Source organism: Pseudomonas sp. IPO3774, assembly GCF_013386835.1.
Classification (GTDB): Bacteria; Pseudomonadota; Gammaproteobacteria; order Pseudomonadales; family Pseudomonadaceae; genus Aquipseudomonas.
Genome location: NZ_JACAQY010000049.1, coordinates 1 through 24,226 on the forward strand (window position 1 = coordinate 1; position 24,226 = coordinate 24,226).

The following is a 24,226-nucleotide window of genomic DNA, read 5'->3' on the forward strand; positions in this document are numbered from 1 at the left end:
CGGAGTGCGGGCATGCCGAGCCTAAGCGAGGCACCGAGTGGCGGGGCAAAGACCTTTTACTTTTGGCTGGGCCGGCATTCCGGGCGTTTGCCAAAAGTGAGCCGCTGTAAGAGCGGAACCATAAGTCGCCGTTACCTAAATAACGGATATGCCCCCAAGCAACCGCTCAGCGCCCCCTAGCGAACAATCTTGTCCACCTGAATCCCCAGCTTCTTCAACCGATACCAAAAACTGCGCTCGGAAATCCCGATCTTCTGCGCCGCCGCAGCCTGCACCCCGTTGCTCTCCTGCAACGCAGCCATGATGTAAGCCTTCTCCACCTCAGCCAGCGCCGCATCCAGATCCTGCGGCACACCCGGCCCGTTGCTGAGTATCGCGCCCACCCCATCCTCAGCAGGCGTCGAAGCAAACAAATACGCAGGCAAATCAATATCCTCGATCACCGGCGTCGCCGCGACAATGGTCGCCCGCTCCACACAGTTCTGCAGCTCACGAATATTGCCCGGCCAGGAATACGCCGCCATGGCCTGCAACGCCTCGGGGCTGAAACCGGTGATGCGTTTGCCCGCCGTGGCACTCAAGGTCTGGGCAAAGTGCCGGGCCAGCGGCGCGATATCTTCCACCCGCTCACGCAAGGCCGGCAGCGGAATCGGAAATACGTTCAAGCGGTAGTAAAGGTCTTCACGAAACTCTTTGTTCGCCACCGCATCCAGCAAATTCTTGTTGGTGGCAGCGATCACTCGCACATCCACCTTGCGCCCGCGCGGGTCACCCACCGGCTCGATCACCCGCTCCTGCAAGGCCCGCAGGATTTTCGCCTGCAACGCCAACGGCATGTCACCCACTTCATCGAGAAACAACGTGCCCTTGTCGGCCTGCATGAAGCGCCCGACCCGATCCGCCACGGCGCCAGTGAAGGCGCCCTTGCGGTGGCCGAACATCTCGCTTTCCAGCAAACCTTCGGGGATTGCCGCGCAGTTGACCGCCACAAACGGCTTATCGGCGCGGTTGCCGTGCTTGTGAATGGCGCGGGCGACCATCTCCTTGCCGGTGCCGCTTTCGCCCGTCAGCAGCACCGTAGCGTTGCTGTCGCGCACCGAGTCCACGGCGTGCAGCACGCGGCGGAACGCCGGGCTGTCACCCACCAGGCTGTCGAACTGCGCATGTTCATCCAACTCGGCACGCATGCGCGCGTTGTCGCGCATGATGTCGCGAAACTGCAGGGCCTTCGCCACCGTGATGTCCAGCTCGTCGATATCGAAGGGCTTGGCGATATAGTCGTAGGCGCCGTTGCGCATCGACTGCACCGCGTTTTTCACGGTGCTGTAGGCGGTCATCACGATCACCGGCAACTGCGGGTAGCGCACCTTGATTTCCGCCAGCAGCGCCGGCCCGTCCATGCCGGGCATGCGCCAGTCGCTGATCACCAGGTCGATGTCTTCCTGCTCCAGCACCTTGAGCGCGTGCAGACCGTTGCCGGCGGTAAACACCTGGATCCCGCTCTGGCTCAAGGCCGACGAAAGCAAGTCACAGAGCTTGGGTTCGTCGTCAACTACCAATACGTTATGCGTCATCACCATCCTCATCATCGCCGTCGTCTGCACCCTGGGCCGGAATGTACAGGCTGAAGGTGGCGCCGGCATCTGTCTCGCTGACACATTCGATGCTGCCGTCATGACTTTCCATGATCGAGAACACTTTGGCCAGACCCAAGCCCGTGCCCGAGGCCTTGGTGGTGACGAATGGTGTGAAGATCCGCTCGATCATGTCCGGCGCAATGCCCTCGCCGGTATCGCCGATGCTGATCACCGTGTTGCCGCCCACGCTGTGGATGCCCAGGGTCAGGCGCCCGCCTCCGGGCATGGCGTCGATGGCGTTGAGAATCAGGTTCAGGCACGCCTGCTTGAGCTGCTTGGCATCGGCATAAATCGTCGCGCCGGGAGCCGCATCATCAATTTGCGCGTCGATGTTATGGGTCGCAAGCTCAGGCCCGCAGAAGCCGAGGATCTCCTCCACCACCGGGCGTGCCGCCTGCACGGTGCGCAGCGGCGCACTGGGTTTGGCGAAGTCGAGGAATTCGGTGATCAGGTCGTTGATCCGGCTGACTTCGCTGATCACATATTCGAGGTGACGCTTGTCGGTTTCCGGCAAATCGGCGCGGCGATGCAGCAACTGGGTGGCCGTCTTGATAATGCCCAGCGGGTTGCGAATTTCATGGGCCAGGCCCATCGCGACTTCGCCCAGTGCATGCAGGCGGTCGCGGCGGCGCAGTTGCGCTTCCAGGTGATGCAACTCACCGAGGCGCTCGGTCATGTGGTTGAAGGTGCTGCTCAGTTGCGCCAACTCGTCGCCGCCGCTGACCGCCACACGATGCTGATAGTTACCCGAGATCACCGCGCTGACGCCTTCGGACAGATCCCGCAATGGCCGGGTCAGGCGCTGGGACACCAGCATGCCCGCACCAAGGGACAACGCCGAGCTGAGCAGGAAGATCAACACGAACAGATTGCTCTGGTTCACCAGGCCCACCAGGCTGGTATGGCGCAGCAAGCCACTGAAGATCACCCCTTGCAGCTCGCCGGCATCGTTGAAGATCGGCCAGTACAAACCGCTGTAGTTGTTGGTGAATTGTTCGCTGGGTTGCTTGGTGCTGCGCAGCGCGGATTCGATACTCGAAGGAATCCGCGTGGGGTGATCGACGAAGCGCTGGGTGGAGAAAATCTCCGAAAACCCGGTGGGGTTGGCCAGGTACAAGCGCAGGTCGAGGGAATGCACATCGGCCACGCTGGTCAGGAAACTGCTGTCCAGATAAGTGGCCACCAGCAGTTGATAATCGACGCCGTCCTCGCTGGTCTCGAAGGTGGACACCACAACCCCGGTGGTCACGCCACCCACCTGGACCGTCTGCAACACCGCATTACTGGCCAGGTTGATTTGCTTGACGATGTCATCGGCGGCGGTGGTAAACACGATTTTGTGGTCACTGCTGCGGATCAGCGCCACCACGTCGATGTCGGTGGCGGCGGCAATATCGGCGGTCAGCTTGTCGTGTTTCTCGGCCTGGCGCGACGACGGCGGTTTGGTATAGCGCAGGAACAGTTGGGCAACCCGGGCGTTGTCGTGGAGGATGTCGCCGATCTCGTCCTTGACGATCTTGGTCGACTCCTGCAGCCAGATGCGCACGTTGCTGTCGAAGATCTGCGACAACGTCGTGGCGGCCAGCTCCGCCGCGATCATCGTCGGGATCACCGTCACCAGCCAGAACGCCAACACCAGCTTGCGCTGGACGCTCCAACGCGAAATGGCAAAGGGGCGGGCTTTTTGGCGGGTCTTGTTGATCATCAGGTTTCGCTTATCGCAGCAGCCATGGCAGGGTCGGATCGATCCGGTCGGAGAAACACTTTTGCAACGAACAGCGCACGGTTGACCAGCCAGTTACGGTGGCGGAAAAACATGCTGTTGCCCTGGAACTCGCAGCCCAGCAGCAACTTGCTGGCATAGCCGGCCTGACCACATTCATATAACGCAATATCGTTGCGAATACAGTAGTCGATGTTGGTTAACCAACTGCGCACCGCCAGGCTGTATTCGCGACTGTAGTCACTGTCTTCGCCGAAAAACTTGTCAATCAGGCGATCCCGGTTAAACAGGATCAGGTTGAACGCCACCAGTTGCTCGTCCACCCAATAAAGCACACAGACCGCACGTTCCTTCAGCTGTTCAAGGATACCGGTGAAATAGCCCGCCGGCAGTCGCTCGAACTGCAGGTCGGAGCGTTCCAGGGTGACCTCATACAGCGCCATGATGCGCGGCAGTACGTCGTCGATGTTGCGTCGCCACTCGACACGCGGCCCCGGCGCACGCAGTTTGCGGCGCAGGTCCTTGCGGGTGGCTTTGTCCAGGGAACCGAGGTAGGCGTCCACTGAACCAAAAGGGATCGGCAACAAGGCCGTTGGCAGGCTGGGCATGCTCTGGAAACCCGCGCCAAGGCAGCTGTTTGACCAGCCTTCGTCCCTGGTCGGTGCATCCTTGACCGCCACCAGCCCGACGCCGAACGTATCGGCATCCTGGCGCGCGGCAGCGAGCAATTGCGCAAGCAGAGCCTCGCGCCCTGATTCGGCAACGTGGCTGGCGATGCCCGCATTGCACTGCTCCGCCACCGGCGAGCCGATGGCATACAGGCCCAACTTCAAAACACCCGGCCACAGTCGCTCCAGGCGCTCGGTAAAGCGCTTGCCTACGCCTGACACGGTGGTGTCCAGGCGATACCGCGTGATGAACGCCGGCGCCACCGCCACCAGCCTTGCATCGTCAAACACCGCGAGGTAGCGCCACTGAAAGTCATCAATAGCGGCGTTTTCCACGGCCACGTAATAGTCCCAATCCTCCAGGGCATCGGGAAAACAGTCGTTCCAGGCACTGCGTTCGATGGCCCGAATGGTCGAAAAGGCTTGGGCGGTGATCACGTCAAATCCTTAGGGTTCAAGCCAGCTGTCGATAATCTTCAGGTGCCTCTGTGGCGTGTGCGTGCTGCCCGACAAACTCGGCACTCAACTCGATCACCCGACGGTATTGCAGGTCGACGGTGATCATGTGGTAGCAGTTGTCCAGCAGGATCTTGGTCACGGGGCCGCCGAGATGGCGTTCCACGTAATCGGCGTTCCAACGGCTGGTGATGTCATCCTCGATGGAATGCAGCACCAGGGCCGGGGTCTTGATCGACGGCATGAGTTTCTTCACCACGGCATTCATCCAGTGCAACTCGCGCACCGTGACGCCCTCCATGGTCAAGAGACCCGCCTCGCTGCTCTCCCCTTCCTTCATCTGCCGCTCGACGATCGCCCGCAGGCGCTCGTTCTTGATGCCGTAGGGCGGCTTTTCAGTAAAGCGGAACAGGCGCACACCGAAGGGAATACGGATCAGCAAGGGCGTGATGAACGCCATCTTGTTGATGCTCCAGCCGTCGTACTTCAACGTCGTGGAGTACATCAGCAAGCCGGCAACCTGGCCGGGGAACTGCGACGCCACGTACATCGACATCACCGCGCCCATCGACAAGCCGCCGACGAATACCTGCTCGTGGCGCTGTTTCACCGCGACGAACGTCTTGCGCACGCCTTCGTACCAGTCCTGCCAGCCGGTGGCTTGCAGGTCGCTGTTGTCCCCGCAGTGGCCGGCCAGGGTCGGCACGTACACCGTGCAGTTACCGACCTTGGCCAACCCCTGGGCCACCCGACGGAGTTCCGTCGGGGTGCCCGTCAGGCCGTGGATCAACAGGATCCCAATCGGACCGCTACCGAGAACGAAGCCGGCATCACCTTCACCGAGGTCGATCTCGTGGCTGCTCACCGTTTGGTCGCTCGCACAAGCAGTTGCTCGAGCAGCTTCAGGCCCAGGTCGATTTCCGGGTAGCTGATTTCCAGCGACGGTGCCAGGGTGATCACGTTCTTGTAGTAGCCGCCCACGTCGAGGATCAGGCCGAGTTTCTGACCGTCAACCACCATGTCGCCCTTCATGCCTTCCTCGACCATGTAGTCCAGGGTCGCCTTGTCCGGAGTGAAGCCGTCCGGGCCGCAGATTTCGCAGCGCAGTGCCAGGCCCAGGCCGTCGACGTCGCCGATGATCGGGAAGCGTTTTTGCAGTTCCTGCAGGCCGGCCAGGAAGTATTTGCCCTTGGCCATGACCATTGCGCCGTAATCGACTTCGCTGGTCATCTTGAACATTTCCAGGCCTACCGCGGTGCCCAACGGGTTGGACGCGAAGGTGGAGTGAGTGGAGCCTGGCGGGAAGATCTTAGGGTTGATCAACTCTTCCTTGGCCCAGATGCCGCCCAGCGGGTTCAGGCCGTTGGTCAGCGCCTTGCCGAAGACGATCACGTCCGGCTTGACGTCGAAGTGTTCGATCGACCACAGCTTGCCGGTACGCCAGAAGCCCATCTGGATTTCGTCGACGACCATCAGGATGCCGTGCTGGTCGAGGACCTGCTTGAGCTCGCTGTAGAAGTTCATCGGCGGGATCACGTAGCCGCCGGTGCCCTGGATCGGCTCGACGTAGAAGGCGGCGTATTCGCTCTGGCCGACTTTCGGGTCCCACACACCGTTGTATTCGGTTTCGAACAGACGGGCGAACTGCTGCACGCAGTGGCTGCCGTATTCTTCCTTGGTCATGCCTTTAGGGCCGCGGAAGTGGTACGGGAACGGGATGAAGTTGGCGCGCTCGCCGAAGTGGCCATAGCGACGACGGTAGCGGTAGCTCGAAGTGATCGACGAAGCGCCAAGGGTACGGCCGTGGTAGCCGCCTTCGAAGGCGAACATCAGGCTCTTGCCGTTAGTGGCGTTACGCACCACCTTCAGGGAGTCTTCGATGGACTGCGAACCGCCCACGTTGAAGTGCACACGACCGTCGAGGCCGAATTTTTTCTTGGCGTCGACTGCGATCATTTCCGACAGCTCGATCTTGCCTTTGTGCAGGTACTGGCTGGCGATTTGCGGGAGGGTGTCGATCTGCTGTTTCAGCGCGTTGTTCAGGCGCGGGTTGGCGTAACCGAAGTTAACGGCCGAGTACCACATTTGCAGGTCGAGGTAAGCCTGGTCTTCGGTGTCCCACACGTAGGAGCCTTCGCAGCGGCTGAAAATGCGCGGCGGGTCGATGTAGTGAACGGTGTCGCCGTAGGAGCAGTACTTGGCTTCTTTATCCAGAAGAACCTGGTCTTCTGCGGTAGCGATGCGGATATCAGACATGGTGGAAGAGTTCCTGATTGTCGGAAGAGGTGCTGAAGGAGGTGGCGTTGGCGGCGATGCCCTGAGGCAGCTTGGCCAGCAATGCCGGCAGTTCGGCGAAGGTGTCGAACCGCGCGTAAGGGATGTTGTTGGCTTCGCAGTAGTCGGCCAGGCTGGCCTTGGCGAAGACGAAGTCGGCGGTGGAGGCCACGCACATGTCGGACTTGCCGTCGCCGATCACCAGCACGCGCTTGTTGCGCGGCGTGGACTTGCACTTGCAGTTGCCGGAGGCGGCACGGCAGGCGTCGCTGGCATACGGGAAGTCGATGCGCCAGCTGTTCTGGTCGACCTGGCGCAGGCGGTTGGCGAGGATCGGCAGCAAGGTCACGTAGTTGCGCGAGAGAATCCGCGCGATGCCTTGTTCGATGCCATCGCTGACCACTTCAATGGAAGCGCCCAGGCCCATGACGTGGTCGACGAAGTCCGGGAAGTCCGGGTCGATCTCGACGCTGTCGAAATACGCCAGCAACTCGGCCGGGGTCGCCTTGATCAGCGCCAGTTGACGGCTCAGGCATTCGCGCGAACCGATGTGCCCATCCAGCCATTCCTGCTCGATGGTTTCCCACTCGGGGCCGGCGAAGCGTTGGAGGACGTTGTCGATGACGTCGGTAGGAGTGATAGTCCCGTCGAAGTCACACACGATATGCCAGTGGATCATCTGCATTTACCTATGAAGTAGGAACGCGCTGTTGCGCTTGCAGGGGATAGAGCATGGAGTGTGCCAAGTGCCACCAACCCCTGTTTTCAAAGGGTTTGGCGGGTATCGGCGTGTGGTTGTGTCGGAACTTGCTACAATTTTTGTAGCTCGCTACAACCTAGATGAGTGCTTGCCTAAGGCAGGGCGTTTGCGCGTTCATGCGCGCATGTTCACAAAAGGAAATGGCTCCATGTTCAGGGTTACTTTTGCTGTATTCACCGGCTTGCTGGGGCTGTGGGGCGTTTGCGGCGCTGCGCTGGCGGACGGAATTACCGGTGAAGCCGGCGCAGGCGTCAGCTATCAGCCCCACGATCCGACGGGCAGCCGCTACGAAACGCGGCCGATCCCGTATTTCGACCTGGATTGGGGGAGTGTCAGCCTGGGTACCGACGATGGGCTGACCTGGAGTGCCCTGAATACCCATGGCTTTACTGCCGGGCCTTACATCAACTACTTGCCGGGGCGGACGGCCAATGGGTCGCTGCGGGGCTTGCGTGATGTTTCGGATATGGCCGAGATCGGCGGCTTCATCCAATACGCTCCGGCTGAGTTCTGGCGGGTGTATGCGCAGGTGGGTCAGGCCGTGGGCGGGGCGCGTGATCAAAGCGGCGTGGTGGGCAAGCTCGGCGGCGAGTTGGGTTATCCGTTGGGGAGCGGCATTATCGGCAGCACCGGCTTGATGGCGCACTTTGCCGATGCCCGCCAGGCGCAGACGTTTTTCGGGGTGGATGCCAATGAGGCTGCGGCCTCCGGGTTTCGGCCGTATAACGCCAGTGCCGGGTTTCAGAACCTGACGTTGACGCAGAGTTTTGAGTTTCCTTTGGATGCGAAGTGGTCGCTGTTGACCAGTGCCAGTTGGATACACCTGGTGGGGTCAGCGGCCAATAGCAGCATCGTCAAGGAGACCGGGGATGTGAATCAGGGGCAGGTGCAGACGGCCATCAGCTATAAGTTTGATTGAAGCAACAGCAAAATCAAAGGCGGGCACGCTCCAAATGTGGGAGCGGGCTTGCTCGCGAAGGTCGTTAACGATGACTTGGGCCTCCTGATTCAACGCGGCGCCCTCTGGTTCTTCGCGAGCAAGCCCGCTCCCACATAAAGCGGCTCTGCTTTTGCTTCTAACACTCAGGTCGGCTGCTTTTGATTTTTATCTGACAGCCCCATTCAGCCCTTGGCCTCACTGATAATCTGCCGAATCGCCCCGACAAACGCCTCAGCCGGCTGCCCACCACTCACCGCGTACTGATCGTTGAACACGATGGTAGGCACAGAAGTCACCCCGCGAGATACCCACAACTGCTCCTGCTCCCGCACCTCGGCGACATATTCGTCCGAAGCCAGAATTTCCTCTGCCCGCACACGGTCCAGCCCAACACCCTCGGCAATCCCCGCCAACGTCCCGTGATCAGACGGATCCTGCTGGTCAGTGAAATACGCCTTGAACAATGCTTCCTTGAGGTTGTACTGCAACCCCTCAAGCCCCGCCCAATGCAACAGACGATGGGCATCAAACGTGTTGTAGATACGACTCTGCCCGTCCGTACGAAACGCAAAACCCAACTCCGCCCCCATATCACGAATCCGCGCCCGGTTAGCCTGGGACTGCTCAGCCGTGGAACCGTACTTTTCAGTGATGTGCTCGGTAATGTTCTGCCCTTCGGCAGCCATGTTGGGGTTCAGCTCAAACGGCTGGAAATGAATCTCGGCCTGCACCTCCGGACCCAGTTGGTCCAGGGCCTCGGTCAAGCCACGCAGGCCAATGATGCACCAGGGACACGACACGTCGCTGACGAAATCGATTTTCAGGGGAGTACTCATGACTAGGCAACCTCGCTGGCATTAAACGCCGGAAAGGTCCCACGATACACCCCGTCAAGCCCTTACAAAACCTTCGCAGGCACCACCGGGTCGATCTGCGCCCAATGCGCCGCATCCTGCCGATGCTCTTGCAAGTAGGGCAAGACCGCCGCCAGCAACGGCGCCTTGAACGCCTCCTGGAAACGATGGGCCAGCCCCGGAATCAGCCGCAGCTGGCTGCCCTGGATATGCGCCGCCAGGTGCACCCCATGCATCACCGGCAACAACGGATCGGCCGTGCCATGCACCACCAGCGTCGGCACCCGCAGTTGATTGAGCAACGGCACCCGGCTCGGTTCGGCAAGGATCGCCATGATCTGGCGCTTCACACCGTCAGGGTTGAACGCCCGGTCGTACGACTGCGCCGCCTGCTGCAACAGCACCTTGCGATCATCCTTCACATAAGGACTGCCCAGCGCCGCCAGCAGGTCGGCCTGTTGTTCCAGGGCCACTTCACGATTGGGCGCGCTGCGGCGCGACAACAGTTGCACCAGCGCCGCACTCGGTGCCGGCAGGCCTTCGGCGCCGGAGCTGGTCATGATCAGCGTCAGGCTTTCCACTCGTTGCGGCGCCATGGCCGCCAGGTGCTGGGCGATCATGCCGCCCATGCTCGCGCCCAGCACGTGGAATTGCTGGATGTGCAAGCCGTCCATCAAGCCCAGTGCGTCGTCCGCCATGTCGGTCAGGGTGTAGGGCGCCGCCACCGGCAGGCCGAGCTTGTAGCGCAGCACTTCAAAGGTCAGGTTGGCGCTGGCCGGTGCCTGGCGCCAGGTGGACAGCCCGACATCACGGTTGTCATAACGAATCACCCGAAAGCCCTGCTCACACAGGGCCACCACCACTTCGTCCGGCCAGTGGATCAACTGCCCGCCCAGGCCCATCACCAGCAGCAAGGCCGGGTCGGAGGCACGACCAATGCTCTGGTAGGCCAGGCTCACCTGTTCCAGATCAACCCGTTCAGTCGGGACATTCACATCACATCGAGAAGCCGCAAAGGACGGCAGGCCGAATAACAGAGCGGCCATGAAAAACAACACGCGCATGAAAAACACCGAAACGCAGAACCCCAGTAGAGCGCGAGTCTGATGAACTTTGTACAAGCGCGCTGCCACAGTTCAGTGACAGTTTGATGAAGGGCGCCCAACGGTCATCCGCGTATCTATCTATCACCTCACGCCCTGGCCCCGCCTTTTTAATGGTGCATTCACCGGCAAGCCCGGTCTCACCAGAGCATGAACACACCATCATGAGTGACCTCACCCTACTTCCCCCGTCTGCCACCCTGAGCGACTTCGCCTCACCGTCGCTTCCAGGCCAGGCCCGCCTCCAGGACCAGAGCCTGTCCCTGCAAGCCTCAGCGCGCTGGCGCGAAAGCCAACAGGAACTGCATCAACTGATTGCCCAGGCACCCGGCGTGCGCGACTCCATCGAACAACTGCTCACAGAGCATTGGCAACTGGGCGCCGCACCGGTCGGCCTGGGTTTTCTCAAGACCGAAGATCACGACGAGCACTTCGTCAGCCTGGTGGATGCCTGGGGATTTATCTGCCAGTTTCCAGACATCTCCCCCACCCTGGATACGCGCAGCACCGTGGTCGGCCTGGCGTCCCACCGCCTGTCAGCCCTCACGCCCGTGCAATTGCTCAAGCGGCTCCAGGCACTGGGCCTGGGGAAACTGCTCAGCGCCCGCTGGGAAAACTATTGGAGTACCCGGGCGCCGGGTACGCCGTTGTCCCGTCGCGAGCGGGCGGCACAACTGTACTGCCAGCATTTCGAGGCCTGCGGGCAATCGGCCTATGCCCAGGGAAGGCTGGGTGCCCAACAACTGATCTCGTTGCAGACAGTGCTCAACCCGGTCACCACCCCCAATGGCGTACGCCCTGTCGAGACCTGCCAGCTGGCGTTGCTGCTGCCCGACCAGAGCAAGGTCAAATTGGCTGGCGCCTGGGTCATCTCCGTGGGCCAGGAGCCGCTGTTGACACAAACCCTGTACCTGCCCTGCCGGCAACCCGGCGTGATGGTCTTCAGCCAACGCCGCGACATGGAGCAGTGGCTGGTCGCAGCGCATCAGCAACTGATCCCGCCGGACGTCGCGGCTGACGCTGTCACCGTCGAATACAGCTCGCGCACCGAACCCCTGGAGCACGGCATTCTGGACCTGCTGTCGCACCTGCACGCGGCTCAGCTGGAAAGCCTGCGCAACCGTCATCGCAATGGCAGTGACCTGGCCCGTTACGCCAGCCATGCCCTGGATGATGCCGACCGCCTGGACAGCCAGCGCCGGGAAATCCCAATGCTTATCGCACCGCATCAACAGGCAGCTACGCCCGGCCCGGACGCTGACGACCTGCCTCCTGCCCTGCCCTTCGGCCACCTCAGCGCCGACATTGCCCTGGGCCAACGCTGGGCCGCGATCAGGCTGCAACGCAGCGCACTGGAGCGCTTCCTGGGCGATGGCCCTGAGCAAACCGCCCGACTGGCGCAGTTGAAGGGTTTGATGCAGGCGCTGAAAGACGCAGAGCAGGCCGGCAATGATGCCGCCAGCGGCCTGCTGGCAAAAAAAGCCGCCTTCGATCAACTTGAGCTGCGGCAAAAACCCAATCCGGACTATGACGCGCTCTACCAGGCGCGGCTCGCCGCCCTGCGCGCCGAGGGCGCCATCCAGCATGCGCTCCAGCAGATCAGCGATGAAGAACACGGCCTGCTCCTGGCCGTCACGGAACACCCCGCGGCCCCGGAACGCCGCCCGGCTGTCGCGGTGACCCGCCTGATCCTCTCCAGCCGTGACCCAAGGGAAGGTTCCGAGGAACTGACAGGCCTGTTGCTCATCACCCAGACCAGCGCGCTGACCTCTTCGGCGCCCCACAGCCTGTTGCTGTACTGGCCCGGCAATGCAGGGGGCCTGCAGCGTTTCGAATCCCGCCAAGCCCTGGAACACTCGCTGTTCAAGCTGTCGAGCGAAGCGCAGGACGTCACCCTGCAATTGTCGCTGCTCACCGGCGACCCGATTGAATACTCGTTGCAACAGCAGCTGTACGCCAGCGAACAACAGGCGTATGCGCTGATCTCCCTCTTCCCGGTGCCTCCGTTCGGCCAGGAGCGAACCGAAGGCCTGGACAGACTCAAAGAGCAAACCCTGTTTACCCTGCAAACCCCGGTGTGCCCGGCGCGGGAACTGGCGTATGGACAACTGCTCGAGCAACAACGCAGCAGCACCCTGGCCGGGGCACTGCCTGGGGAGTTGAGCCAGTTGCCGGCAGATGAACGCCTGGCGCTCAAGCACCTGATACACGCGCAGATCAGCGCCCTGCATCGCTCGCAGCGACTGCTCGAGCGCGAGCTGGAACCCTTCGACGACTTCGGCCAGCGCCGCCTGGACCAACGCCTGCGCGAAGACTTCCAGCTTGAACACACCTGGTCGGTGCAACTGGACCTGCCCGATACGGTCAGCCAGGAGCGCGAATACCTGTCCGAATACGCGGGCCCGGGTACACCGTTCAAGTATGTGACGGTGCCCAGTACCCGCCGCAGCACCCTGTCATTGTTGCAACTGGCCCAGCAAAACATCGACCCGACGCTGGCCCAGCGCCTGACCTACATGAAGCTCGATGTCTCCGGCCCCAATGCCCCTGAAACCACCCGGCTGACCACCGGCCTGTCCCTGGAATACCTGAAGACCCTGGTCAAGGAGCTGGACCTCGCCGGGGCCTACGAAAGCTTGATCACCCGCACCTTCCTCGGTGATCCCGCGGCGGCGCCCTTCACCACGCAGCACCGTCGCGAATGCCTGGCCGAGCCGCTGCGCCTGATGCTCATGCTGCTAGGCAAACGCGCGCGGGCCCTGGGGCGATTCGACGACAACGATCTGCGGCTGCTGAACATCGCCATCGACGCCGACAACGCGGATGCCTGGCAGGTGGAAGACAAGAAAATCGTGCTGCTGCCGGCCACCCTGAGTGCGGGCGGTGAAGATACCGACTTCGGTCCGACCACCCTGTCAGGGGTCACCTTCATCCAGGAACAAATCTCCGGCACAACCCTGCTGTACCTGCCAAACAGCCCGGACAACCAGGACCTGCGGCGCTACGCGAGCCTGGAACTGGCCCGCAAGGCGCTCTACGACCTCAGCCTGGTCAGCGGCATGAGCGCCTACCTGGCCGGCCTGGCCATCAAGGGCGACACCGCCGCCCACCTCGCCCGGATCGCCCAGGCCCAGCAACGGAATTTTGATCCGGTCTTTGCCGTCGGGACCCCGTGGCCGGCCACCACCTCGCTGGCCGCCCATTTGCTGAACGCCCATATGGGCCGCGTCATAGAAGCGCACCGCGCGACCTCGCGCTCCAACGCGGCCTTGTTGCTGGAGCAGAATGCGCTGCGCGCCGGGCTGATCTTCAACTACCTGAAAATCGCCCTGGGGCTGGTGCCTTTCGTGGGTTCGGTCGTCGCGTTGTATGACGCCTGGTCCAGTGCCAACCTGGCCACTGCTGCGTTCCTGCGCGGGAACGTCGGCCATGGCCTGGCCGAGGTCGAGGCGGTGCTGTTGTCGCTGATCGACTGCGCCATGGACATTCTGCCGGGCAGCCTCGTCCTGCCGGTCAACGCCCGCGCCGCCACGCGCCAGCGTCAATTGCGCCATCTGGCCAGCAGCGCCGCCAGCCTGCACCTGCCCTCGGTCACCCAGGCTCGGCGGGCGGCACAGCGTTTCGCCGGTTATGAATATGAAGGAGTGATCTCGCTGGCCGGGCTGCAACCGCAGACCCACGGTTTTTATCGCAATGTGTACCGGCATACCGAAGGCGACTTCATCATGCGGCGCGGGCGCATCTATCAGGTTGAGCTGGCCGGCGATCCCCTGGACTGGCGCCTGAGCCCGACCCGCAGCAAAACCTACAAGCAGCCGATTGCCCTGGATGAAAACGGCGAATGGGACACTCACTACGGCGTCTACGGCAGCGCATTCAAGGGCGGCCTGGCGGGTGGCGGCAGCGTGCTCGGGCATATGGCCGAAGTGCTTGATCCGATCTGGCCCCAGTCGATCCGTGATTACTTGCCACGCTGGTGGACCGACCGCGCCCTGCGCCGCCAACAGGCGCTGGCCAACAGTATCAACAGCCGCGAAGACCTGATTGCGCTCTCCATTAACCGAACCGAAGAACTGATGGCCCGCACCGACAGCGCAGGCCCGGCGATCCGCAGATCCTTCGAGCAGGACATCGAACTGTACAGCCGCCAGTATCAGGAACTGACGGAGTTCGTGCCCTTTACCAGCGGCAACCGCCAGCGCGCGATCAGAGAGGACATGAGCCGCAATGCGGCGCGCCTGACCCTGACCACCCTGAACCGGGCGCGCTATCACTTCAAGCAGATCGAGGCACGGATCCTGGAGCTTGGAACCCATAACATGACCGCTATCTCCCCCGAGGTTTTCGACACCTTGGCAATCGTTCCCGCCATGCTGGAGATCCTGCGGCAGCGTAAAAGGATCAGCAGCGAGATTCTGCGTGACCTGGACCGGATCGATGCCGACTTTTCCCAGTTCAACCGCTGGTTCGATCAGGTTACCGATGCCGCCCACCGTACCCGGCTAAGCCCGATGCTGGAGCAATTCCGACGTACGCTCAATGACAGCTACCGCACGCACCTGAAATTTTTACACCGCTTCGATACCCTTGAGACTTACCCCGAAGTTGCCGAGCTGTCTTGGTTCTACTTGCGGGCCCAGGCCCGGGACAGCTACGCCAAAGTCAACCGCGCATGGGCTTCGCATTTTGAACTGCCCAACGCCAGCGCCAACATCACACAGCGGCGCAAGGTGCTGGAAGACTGCATACAGGCCTATGAACAATTCCGGCTGACCATCCGCACCTGGAACCTCGGTTACCCCCAGCATTTCGACCAGGCGCAACTCAGTGCGTTTTTCGTCGACATTGACCAGATGATCGAACTCGCCCGCCGGGCCATCAAGGAGTCGCCGGCAAGCCGCCCACCGGCCGGGCAACCCGTGCGGCGGGTATTCGACACCGAGGACAATATTTCCCTGGTGGGCACCGAGAGCATCGACCCACAAACCCAAGCCACCACTTACCAGGTTGAGAGCGCCAGCGGGCGCGTCGAGACCTGGGTGAAGGGCCCCGGCGGCAAATCCCGGCTCAAGGACAGTGCCGCCTCGGAACCCGCGCCGCCGGAGTCCAACGTCAAGCCGTTCGTGGTGAGCGAAGCCAGGGCTCGCCTGGACAACGTCGCGCTGTACGAAAGCCGCGCCACCGCCTACACCGAGCAAAAAATGCTGCCGGTGGACCTGGAGCACCTGCTGGTCAGTGAAGCGGCCGAGTTGAACCTGCGGGCCAATCGCCTGGAACGCCTGGACCCTACCGAGGACCTCGTGCGCCAACTGCGGGCCAAGGCCATGGAGCTGACCATCAAGGGCCGCAACCTGCGAATCCGCCAGACCCTCGCCAGCAAAACCCCCACCGAAGGCTATCTGGACTACCTTCGCGAACAACGGGTGGTGGAGATTCGCAAGGGCGAACCGGCCCGCAACCTCAATGAAGGCAAGAAGGGACGAGCGGATTACCTTCAGGAATACGTGGTTGAGGACCTGACACAAACGCCGCCCGCCACCCTGTGGTATGCGCACTTTCATTACGACAAGGCCGGGGCGCAGTTCGACGAGTTCATCAAGGCCCACTTGAAGATTCCCGAGCAGCGCAACCTGGGCCTGCAATGGCAAGTCGCCCAGGCGCAAGCCGGGACCGCGGTGGACCCTATCTGGCGCGGCAATATCGGGCGAGCGCTGGCCACCCGGCACTTTGCCGGGGTGTGAGGCGGCGGGACTTGAGCACGACGGTCGACAGGCCTATCAACATGAGACAAACTCAACCGATCCGAATTTGTCACAAGTTATATTCATGGAGACCCCGTGCTCGAAATCCGCCATCTCAAGACCCTGCACGCCTTGCGCGAAGCCGACAGCCTGGTGGAGGCCGCTGAGCGCCTGCACCTGACGCAATCAGCACTCTCCCACCAGTTCAAGGAACTGGAAGAGCGCATGGGCATGCAGTTATTCGTGCGCAAGACCAAGCCGCTGCGCTTCACCAGCGCCGGCCTGCGCCTGCTGCAACTGGCGGACGCCACCCTGCCCTTGCTGCGCGGTGCCGAACGCGACATCGCGCGCCTGGCCGGCGGCACGGCCGGGCGTTTGCACATGGCCATCGAGTGCCACAGTTGCTTCCAGTGGTTGATGCCGACCATCGACCAGTTCCGCGATGCCTGGCCGGAAGTCGAGCTGGACCTGGCCTCCGGCTTCGCCTTCGCGCCGCTGCCGGCCCTGGCCCGTGGCGACCTGGACCTGGTGGTGACCTCGGACCCGCTGGAGCTGCCGGGCATCACCTATGTACCGCTGTTCACCTACGAAGCCATGCTCGCCGTGGCCAACCAGCACCCGCTGGCGAACAAGCCGTACATCGTGCCCGAAGACCTGATCAGCGAAACCCTGATCACCTACCCGGTGGAGCGGGATCGTCTGGACATCTTCACCCGCTTCCTGGAACCGGCGGATGTAGAACCGGCCCAGGTGCGCACCTCGGAACTGACGGTGATGATGATGCAGTTGGTGGCCAGCGGTCGCGGCGTGTGCGGCATGCCCCATTGGGCGCTGCATGAATACAGCTCCCGGGGGTATGTGAAGGCCAAGCGGCTGGGGGAGAAAGGTTTGTTTGCCACGCTGTACGCCGGGATTCGCGCCGACATGCTGGACGCGCCGTACATGCGTGATTTTCTGCTGACGGCCAAGGACACCTCGTTTTCGACCCTGGACGGCGTCAGCGCCGTTCGCTGACCTGTAGCGGATACCTGTGGCGAGGGAGCTTGCTCCCGCTGGGCTGCGCAGCAGACCCAAAAATCCTGGGGCCGCTTCGCGCCCCAGCGGGAGCAAGCTCCCTCGCCACAAGATCAGGCAGGGATCAGAGAGGCGCGATAGAACGGCAGAATCAAATCCCGAGTCAGCGGCGCAAGCTGCAAACCGCCGTCACCGGCCGGGTCGATCCAGCGCACCTCTTCAATCTCGGCAGCCGGTGTCACAGGCACGTCGATGTGCACCTGGAACAATTCGGCCTGCACCACAAACCCCGGCTCATTCGCCGCCGGCGCCGAGAACTGCCCAAGGTACACAGCCGCCGCCGGATCAACTCGCAGGCCCAGTTCTTCGTGCAGCTCACGGGCCAAAGCCTCTGCGGGTTGCTCGCCGGCATCGATCTTGCCGCCCGGCTGCATGAAGGCCTGGGTGCCGCGCTTGCGTACCAGCAGGGTCTGGCCGTCGCTGCCGATCAGCAGGGCGGCGGCGATGCGAATGGTGGAGGTCATGAAAAGGTCGCCTTGAATACAAAGGCGCAAGGATCCCATGAACCGGTCTCACCCCGAAAGCAGTGCCTCATCCGGCTCCTTGATGAACACGCTGTACTTCGCCCCTTCCATCGCCTCGAACGCAATCAGCTTGTCCACCAGCGGCAGGTTCAACACCTTGCCGGCGTTGAGCAGCAGCATGCCGTTGTCGGCGTTGAGGTTGCGCGCCAGCACCATGCCTTCGGCCAGTTCGCGGGTGGTCAGGACCTTCACCGACGGGTCGCCCAGGGTCACGTCGCTGAGGAACGCGGCGCACGCCTGGACGAAGTCCTCGACCATGTCCGGGTCGTAAAGGCGCCCGGCGTATTTGCGGATGTAGAGCAGCGCTTCGTCGCTGTTCATCTGCCGTTCGAGGATCAAGCCGCGTTGCAGTTCGATGAAGTCCACCGCCAGTTTCAACAGGCGCGAACCTACAGGTATTGCTTCGCCCTTGAGGTGGTCGGGAAAGCCGCTGCCGTCCCAGCGTTCCTGGTGGTGGCGGATCAAGCGTGCCGCGTCTTTCATCGGTTCCAGGGTCATCAGCAACGATTCGCTCTGGGCCGGATACGCCCGGTACCGCTCACGGTAGGTGCTGTGCAGCAGGTCGCTGGGAGAGACCATCATGTTGTCGCTCCAACTCAACTTGCCGATGTTGTAGAGCGCGGCGGCCATGGTCAGGTCGCGATTGCTGGCCTCATCCAGGCCGCGGCCGTGGCACCAGGTGCGCACCAGCTCGATGATCTGCCGGTTGGTTTGCTTGGCTCGGGGCAAGCGCAGGTTGGCCAGCAGCGAGAACACTTCGGTGCCGGTGGCGTAGCTGTGTTTGAGTTCTTCGTAGGCCAGGTCGAGCATGTCAGCGGTTTGCTGCAGCTCGCTGGTGCGTGAGGCCACGCGTTTTTCCAGGCTGGCGTTGAGTTGCTTGAGTTCGTCGTTCTGCTGGCGGGTCAATTGCTCCAGGCGCAGGCGCTCACGCTCGGAGTGTTGATGGGCCAGGGATTGCCGCAACGCCAGCAGCAGTTCTTCGTCTTTCCAGGGTTTGCTCAGGTAGCGGTAGATCTGCCCTTCGTTGATGGCCTTGATGATCAGCGTCAGGTCGGTTTCACCGGTCAGCAGGATGCGCACGGTGTGCGGGTAATCATGGTGGATCTGCGCAAGCAGGGTGGCGCCGTCCATGTCCGGCAGGCGCGCGGCACTCATCACCAGGTCGACGGGTTGCTGCGCCAGAATCGCCAGCGCGTGAGCGGCGTCGGTGGCGCTGCATAATTCAAAGGGTTCCAGGCGCAGCAACTGCGTCAGGCGGTCCAGCACGTCCGGGTGTGCGTCAATCAACAGCACCACCGGGCGGTCGGGATTTGCGAAGGTCACTGACTCTCCCATGGGGCACCTCGTATAGCGTCGATGTGCGTGTCCTACGGTCAAGGTAACAGCCTCCTGGCCATTACCCAGCAGTTTAGTCGGTTTTTCTTTGCAGTGATGGCCTTGCGACATCACTTCGTCAGATAGGCATAAAAAAGGGCCACTTCATTGAATGAAGCAGCCCTGAGGTAACGCGCGGTGCATCACGCCTCGGCGGTTTTACCGGCCGAACCAAACGACGCAAATCGCTTGTTGAAGCCGGCGATGCGGCCTTCGGACTGGGTCTTGCGCTGTTGGCCGGTGTACACCGGGTGCGAGGCACTGGACACGTCCAGGAGCACGTAGGGATAGGTGTTGCCGTCGCTGTGTTGTTGCGTACGGTCCGTTTCCACGGTGGAACCGATCAGGAAGAAAACGTCGGCGGCGGTGTCATGGAACAACACGGTGCGGTAGTCGGGGTGGATACCAGGTTTCATAAGGCCTCCGGGGCGTCTGGGTGAACATCAAGTGTTATACAGTAACACAAATGATGCACCCAAACGAGAACCGATTGCAATAAGAATAGACCCCGAGCTTCTATGCGGCTTCCTGGAAGTCCATTTCCGGGGGCTGCCGGGAGAAGCCCCGCGTCAGGAAACCCAGGTACACCAGGCCAATCGCCAACCAGCTCAGGCCCAGGTAAATCGCCAGGTGATCAAGGCTGACCATCAACCACAAATCCGCCACCAGGCCGATGGTCGGGAACACCAGGAACAGCACCAACTCCCGCAAACCGCGCTGCTTGGCACCGATCCAGTAGTGGAAGATCACCGACAGGTTCACCAGGCTGAAAGCCAGGAACGCACCGAAGTTGATGAACGAGGTGGAGGTGGTGACGTCCAGTCTCAACGCCAGTAACGCAACCACCGCGCACAGCAGGATGCTGTTGACCGGCGTACCGAAGCGCGCGTGCAAAGTACCGAAGAACGACTTGGGCAACACCCCGTCGCGCCCCATCGCAAACAGCAACCGCGAACCGCTGGCCTGCGCCGACAGCCCCGAGGCGAACTGGCCGACGATCAGGCCGATCAGGAAGATCGACACAAACAGGTCGCCGCCAATGTTGCGGGCAATCTCGTAGGCGGCAGAATCCACGTCGGTGAACTCGAACGATGGGTGGGCGATCTGCACGAAGTACGACACACCGACGAAGATCAGCCCGCCGATCAGGGTGATCAGCATGATCGCCCGGGGAATCGTGCGGCGCGGGTCGCGGGTTTCTTCGGTCAGGGTGCTGACCGCGTCAAAGCCCAGGAACGAATAGCAGGCGATCGCCGCACCGCTCATGATCAACGGCATTTGCATCTGGCCGTTGAAGAACGGGGTGATGGTCCACAGCGGCTTGCTCGCATCACCGCCGATGTAGTGGATGCACAGCGCGACGAAGGCGACCAGCACCAGGAACTGCACCAGCATCAGCAAGGCGTTGATGCCGTTGGCGAGTTTCAGGCCGATGATGTTGATCACACTGGTGACCCCGATAAACGCCAGTACCCAGACCCATTGCGGCACGGCCGGGAAAGCCGAATGCAGGTAGGCCGCGCCGATCAGCCAGATGGCCATGGGCAGGAACAGGTAGTCGAGCAACACCGCCCAACCGGCGATAAACCCAAGCTTGGGGCTGATGGCCTTGCGCACATAGCTGTAGGCGGACCCGGCCACCGGGAACGCCGAGGCCATGCGGCCGTAGCTCATGGCGGTGAAGAACATCGCCACCAGGGCGGCCAGGTAAGCGGCCGGGACCATGCCGGCGGTGGATTGCGCCAGGATACCGAAGGTGCCCAGGACAATGATCGGTGTCATATAGGCGATGCCAAACAGCACCACCGACCCTAACGACAGGGTGCGTTGCAAACGAGCCATGAGCGATTCTCCGCGCAATTATTAGATTTATGGCAGAACTGAAGTCGGTGCAGCGAACGCAATAGTTTTTATGGTTGAAGCAGCTTTTTGGTGAAATGCAGCTTCTGTGGCGAGGGGGCTTGTCCCCCGTTGGGCTGCGTAGCGGCCCCAGAAAAAGCGGGAGCGCTTCGCACTCCAACGGGGGACAAGCCCCCTCGCCACAACAGCATCCTTGCCACGAGACCCGTGTCAGGGTTTGGGGATCAACAATTCCCGCGTCCCGTCCTCGCGCTCAATCACCTCCCCCGGCAATTTCAAGCGCTGGTCATCCAGGTAGCGATAGTCCTGTCGCGCCGCCGCCAGTTGTCCCAGGTCCAGTTCAACGCTGAACTGCCCTTCCCCGCGCCCGGCTTCAAACAGCAAGCTGCCGAACGGATCGACCAGCGCACTGCCACCGGCGAACATCAGGCCGTCGTCGCCCTCTTCCACCCGGTTGACCATCAGCGCGAACGCCTGGTTTTCCTGGGCGCGGGCCATGATCGCGGTGCGGTGGGTGGGGCCGTACGGGTCCATGTTGCCGTTGGTGACGATCAACACTTCAGCGCCCAACTGCGCCAGGGCCCGGGCGGTTTCCGGGAATTCGATGTCGTAGCAGATCAACAGGCCAACTCGCACGCCGTTCCACACGCAGGTGGCGTAGCGGTCACCCGGGGTGAAGACGCCGCGGTCCGAGGCCCACAGGTGGGTCTTGCGATAGCGCAGGGCGATGCCGTCCGGGGTGATCATCAAGGTGGTGTTATAGAATTGGCCCGCGTCGCTCTCGGCCATGCCGATCACCACGGCGATATTGCGCGCACGGGCGGCCTGGATAATCGCCTGCACGGTCGGGCCGTCCACCGGCTCGGCCACCTCGGCCACGGTGCCAGCGGTCGGGAAGCCCATCAGGTGGGTTTCCGGGAATACGACCAATTGGGTATCCGCCGCACACGCAGCAATTGCCGCCAACGCGCGCTCAAGGTTGTAAGCTGTGCCGTTATCGCGGCCTGCCAGCTGGGCAAATTCGACCTTCATGGTTATTCCTTGTTCTTTATCTGTGGCGCAGTATGCGCAGCCGCGAACACTCGGGAAATCACGCAGCCGGGTTAACCCTATGGGGGTAGATGCATGACATTGTCGCTGGAAGACATCGCCTGGCACCGTTCGGTGGGGCAGATGATAGACGCCCTGGACCAGCCGAATTTCTGGACGCAACTGGTCCGGTTGCTGGACCAATATGTGCCGTTCGACAGTTGGGTGGTGTTGCTGTTCAGCAGTGAGCACAAGCCCCTGGTGTTCGCCGAATGCCCCGGCCAGGACGGCGAACCCGACCATCTGTTCCAGGATTACCTCAACGGTTTATACCTGCTCGATCCCTTCTACATCGCCAGCCGCGAACACTCGCGCACCGGGCTGTTTCGCCTGGCCGAAGTGGCCCCGGAGCATTTCGAGCTGACCGAGTATTACCAGCGTTACTTCCGGCTGAACGTGGTGGCCGATGAAATCCAGTTCAACTGCCAGCAACCGGACGGGCGAACCCTATGCCTGTCCCTGGGCTCCAAACAGCGCTTTGACCCACAGCAGATTGCCCTGCTGTCGCTGATTCAACCGTGGGTACTGGGCTTGCTGCGCCAGCGCCTGCCCCATGAACTCAACCAGGTGAGCGCTCCGGAGCAGCCGATCCACAACGATGGCTGGGGCGCGCAACTCACCGCGCGGGAGCTGGATGTGGGCCGTTTGATGCTCAGTGGTTGCTCCAGCAAGGAAATCGCTCGTAAGCTGGAAATCTCTGTTGAAACCGTGAAAGTCCATAAGAAACACATGTACAGCAAGCTAGGGATCAAATCCCAGTCGGAGCTGTTCTCGATTTTTCTGCAGGCGCAAAACGCCTGATCGAGCCCTGTAGGAGCCTGTCCTTGTTAAGCCGTTACGCGTTCTTTGCCGTCTGCGTCATTTTCACCCTCGCCAGCATGCCGTTTATCGAACACGAATGGCTGTGGCCGATCGCCGTGGTCACCGGCATCCTTAGCCTGATCGGCATTTTCGACCTGCTGCAAAGCCCCCACGCGGTGCGCCGCAACTACCCGATCCTGGGCAATATCCGTTACCTGGTGGAAGGCATCCGTCCGGAAATCCGCCAGTACCTGCTGGAATCCGACAGCGACGCCCTGCCCTTCTCCCGGGCCCAGCGCTCGCTGGTCTACTCCCGCGCCAAGAATGAAAGTGCCGACAAACCCTTCGGCACGCTGATCGACGTGTACCAGTCGGGCTTTGAGTTTATCGGCCACTCCATGCGCCCCGCGCCGCTGAGCGACCCCAGCGCGTTTCGCGTGATCGTCGGCGGCCCGCAATGCAAGCAGCCCTACTCGGCCTCGGTGTTCAACATCTCGGCCATGAGCTTCGGTTCGCTGAGCGCCAACGCGATTCGCGCGCTCAACCAGGGGGCCAAGCTCGGCAACTTCGCCCATGACACCGGTGAAGGCAGCATCAGCCCCTATCACCGGGAAAACGGCGGCGACCTGACCTGGGAGCTCGGCAGCGGCTACTTCGGCTGCCGCACCAGCGCCGGCCTTTTCGACCCGGAACGCTTCGCCGTGCAGGCGCAGAACCCGCAAGTGCGGATGATCGAAATCAAGATGAGCCAGGGCGCCAAACCGGGCCACGGGGGGATCCTGCCCAAGCACAAGGTCACCCAGGAAATCGCCGACACCCGCGGCATCATGATGGGCGAGGACTGCATCTCGCCGTCGCGCCACAGCGCGTTTTCCACTCCCATCGAAATGATGCACTTCATCGCCCAGCTGCGTGAACTGTCGGGCGGCAAACCGGTGGGCTTCAAGTTCTGCCTGGGCCACCCGTGGGAATTCATGGGCATCGCCAAGGCCATGCTCGAAACCGGCATCCTCCCGGACTTTATCGTGGTGGACGGCAAGGAAGGCGGCACCGGCGCCGCGCCGGTGGAGTTCACCGACCACATCGGCGTGCCGCTGCGTGAAGGCTTGCTGTTCGTGCACAACACCCTGGTGGGCTTGAACCTGCGGGACAAGATCAAGCTCGGCGCCAGCGGCAAGATCGTCAGCGCGTTCGACATCGCCAGCGTCCTGGCCATCGGTGCCGACTGGGCCAACTCGGCGCGGGGCTTCATGTTCGCCATCGGCTGTATCCAGTCGCAAAGCTACTAGATACATAGCAGTACTTTGACAGGATTCAGATCATAGTCTGCAATGGACTCATTCCTTAG

Annotated in this window: 17 protein-coding genes and 1 pseudogene; 5 read left to right on the plus strand and 13 right to left on the minus strand. The window is 61.9% G+C overall.

Annotated elements, in window-relative coordinates:
- Nucleotides 1–176 precede the first annotated feature (176 nt).
- From HYE77_RS24325 to HYE77_RS24350, 6 genes are read right to left on the minus strand one after another with little or no spacing between them, the layout of a single operon-like run.
- The gene (locus HYE77_RS24325) at nt 177–1,574 is read right to left on the minus strand and encodes a sigma-54 dependent transcriptional regulator (protein WP_177069595.1); all 1,398 of its coding nucleotides are present in this window, start codon (nt 1,572–1,574) and stop codon (nt 177–179) included.
- The gene (locus HYE77_RS24330) at nt 1,564–3,342 is read right to left on the minus strand and encodes a HAMP domain-containing sensor histidine kinase (RefSeq protein ID WP_003216479.1); all 1,779 of its coding nucleotides are present in this window, start codon (nt 3,340–3,342) and stop codon (nt 1,564–1,566) included. Before HYE77_RS24330 ends, HYE77_RS24325 begins: the two co-directional genes overlap by 11 nt.
- A complete protein-coding gene (locus HYE77_RS24335; protein WP_177069597.1) occupies nt 3,342–4,466 on the minus strand; it encodes a GNAT family N-acetyltransferase in 1,125 nt (374 codons plus the stop codon). Before HYE77_RS24335 ends, HYE77_RS24330 begins: the two co-directional genes overlap by 1 nt.
- A 16-nt stretch (nt 4,467–4,482) precedes the next feature.
- On the minus strand, nt 4,483–5,349 hold the full coding sequence (locus HYE77_RS24340; RefSeq protein ID WP_003216475.1) for a carboxylesterase: 867 nt from the start codon (nt 5,347–5,349) through the stop codon (nt 4,483–4,485).
- A complete protein-coding gene (locus HYE77_RS24345) occupies nt 5,346–6,740 on the minus strand; it encodes an aspartate aminotransferase family protein (RefSeq protein ID WP_003216473.1) in 1,395 nt (464 codons plus the stop codon). Before HYE77_RS24345 ends, HYE77_RS24340 begins: the two co-directional genes overlap by 4 nt.
- Nucleotides 6,733–7,437 carry an MtnX-like HAD-IB family phosphatase gene (locus tag HYE77_RS24350; protein ID WP_177020513.1) on the minus strand — a complete coding sequence of 235 codons (705 nt, stop codon included), beginning with the start codon at nt 7,435–7,437 and terminating at the stop codon, nt 6,733–6,735. Before HYE77_RS24350 ends, HYE77_RS24345 begins: the two co-directional genes overlap by 8 nt.
- Before the next feature lie 229 nt (nt 7,438–7,666).
- Between HYE77_RS24350 and HYE77_RS24355 the strand changes: the two genes are divergently transcribed.
- Nucleotides 7,667–8,437 carry a MipA/OmpV family protein gene (locus tag HYE77_RS24355; RefSeq protein WP_102369842.1) on the plus strand — a complete coding sequence of 257 codons (771 nt, stop codon included), beginning with the start codon at nt 7,667–7,669 and terminating at the stop codon, nt 8,435–8,437.
- 203 nt (nt 8,438–8,640) lie between these two features.
- On the opposite strand, the gene HYE77_RS24360 is transcribed toward HYE77_RS24355, so the two are convergent.
- Together HYE77_RS24360 and HYE77_RS24365 are read right to left on the minus strand one after the other, a co-directional pair.
- Nucleotides 8,641–9,294 carry a DsbA family oxidoreductase gene (locus tag HYE77_RS24360; RefSeq protein ID WP_177069599.1) on the minus strand — a complete coding sequence of 218 codons (654 nt, stop codon included), beginning with the start codon at nt 9,292–9,294 and terminating at the stop codon, nt 8,641–8,643.
- Nucleotides 9,295–9,356: 62 nt separating this feature from the next.
- Nucleotides 9,357–10,376 carry an alpha/beta fold hydrolase gene (locus tag HYE77_RS24365; protein WP_003216464.1) on the minus strand — a complete coding sequence of 340 codons (1,020 nt, stop codon included), beginning with the start codon at nt 10,374–10,376 and terminating at the stop codon, nt 9,357–9,359.
- 203 nt (nt 10,377–10,579) lie between these two features.
- Here HYE77_RS24365 and HYE77_RS24370 point away from each other — a divergent pair, with 203 nt between their 5' ends.
- Both HYE77_RS24370 and metR read left to right on the plus strand, forming a co-directional pair.
- On the plus strand, nt 10,580–16,156 hold the full coding sequence (locus HYE77_RS24370; protein WP_177069601.1) for a dermonecrotic toxin domain-containing protein: 5,577 nt from the start codon (nt 10,580–10,582) through the stop codon (nt 16,154–16,156).
- 96 nt (nt 16,157–16,252) lie between these two features.
- Complete coding sequence (gene metR, locus HYE77_RS24375) at nt 16,253–17,170, plus strand: transcriptional regulator MetR (RefSeq protein ID WP_003216460.1); 918 nt, start codon at nt 16,253–16,255, stop codon at nt 17,168–17,170.
- A gap of 113 nt (nt 17,171–17,283) precedes the next feature.
- On the opposite strand, the gene HYE77_RS24380 is transcribed toward metR, so the two are convergent.
- From HYE77_RS24380 to HYE77_RS24400, 5 genes are all read right to left on the minus strand, one after another.
- Nucleotides 17,284–17,694 (minus strand): NUDIX domain-containing protein, encoded by a 411-nt coding sequence (locus HYE77_RS24380; RefSeq protein ID WP_003216458.1) that lies wholly within the window; start codon nt 17,692–17,694, stop codon nt 17,284–17,286.
- Nucleotides 17,695–17,742: 48 nt separating this feature from the next.
- The gene (locus tag HYE77_RS24385; RefSeq protein WP_177027752.1) at nt 17,743–19,089 is read right to left on the minus strand and encodes an HD domain-containing phosphohydrolase; all 1,347 of its coding nucleotides are present in this window, start codon (nt 19,087–19,089) and stop codon (nt 17,743–17,745) included.
- Between the two features lie 182 nt (nt 19,090–19,271).
- Nucleotides 19,272–19,544 carry a type B 50S ribosomal protein L31 gene (locus tag HYE77_RS24390; RefSeq protein WP_003216453.1) on the minus strand — a complete coding sequence of 91 codons (273 nt, stop codon included), beginning with the start codon at nt 19,542–19,544 and terminating at the stop codon, nt 19,272–19,274.
- Nucleotides 19,545–19,644: 100 nt separating this feature from the next.
- Nucleotides 19,645–20,970 carry an APC family permease gene (locus HYE77_RS24395; RefSeq protein ID WP_003216451.1) on the minus strand — a complete coding sequence of 442 codons (1,326 nt, stop codon included), beginning with the start codon at nt 20,968–20,970 and terminating at the stop codon, nt 19,645–19,647.
- A gap of 228 nt (nt 20,971–21,198) precedes the next feature.
- Nucleotides 21,199–22,020, minus strand: a complete 822-nt coding sequence (locus HYE77_RS24400; protein WP_003216449.1) for a carbon-nitrogen hydrolase family protein — start codon at nt 22,018–22,020, stop codon at nt 21,199–21,201.
- 93 nt (nt 22,021–22,113) lie between these two features.
- Here HYE77_RS24400 and HYE77_RS24405 point away from each other — a divergent pair, with 93 nt between their 5' ends.
- Together HYE77_RS24405 and HYE77_RS24410 are read left to right on the plus strand one after the other, a co-directional pair.
- Nucleotides 22,114–22,878 carry a LuxR C-terminal-related transcriptional regulator gene (locus HYE77_RS24405; RefSeq protein WP_003216446.1) on the plus strand — a complete coding sequence of 255 codons (765 nt, stop codon included), beginning with the start codon at nt 22,114–22,116 and terminating at the stop codon, nt 22,876–22,878.
- Nucleotides 22,878–24,161 (plus strand): annotated as a pseudogene (locus HYE77_RS24410) (FMN-binding glutamate synthase family protein); the annotation flags it as partial. The gene HYE77_RS24405 and the pseudogene HYE77_RS24410, both read left to right, overlap by 1 nt.
- Nucleotides 24,162–24,226 lie beyond the last annotated feature (65 nt).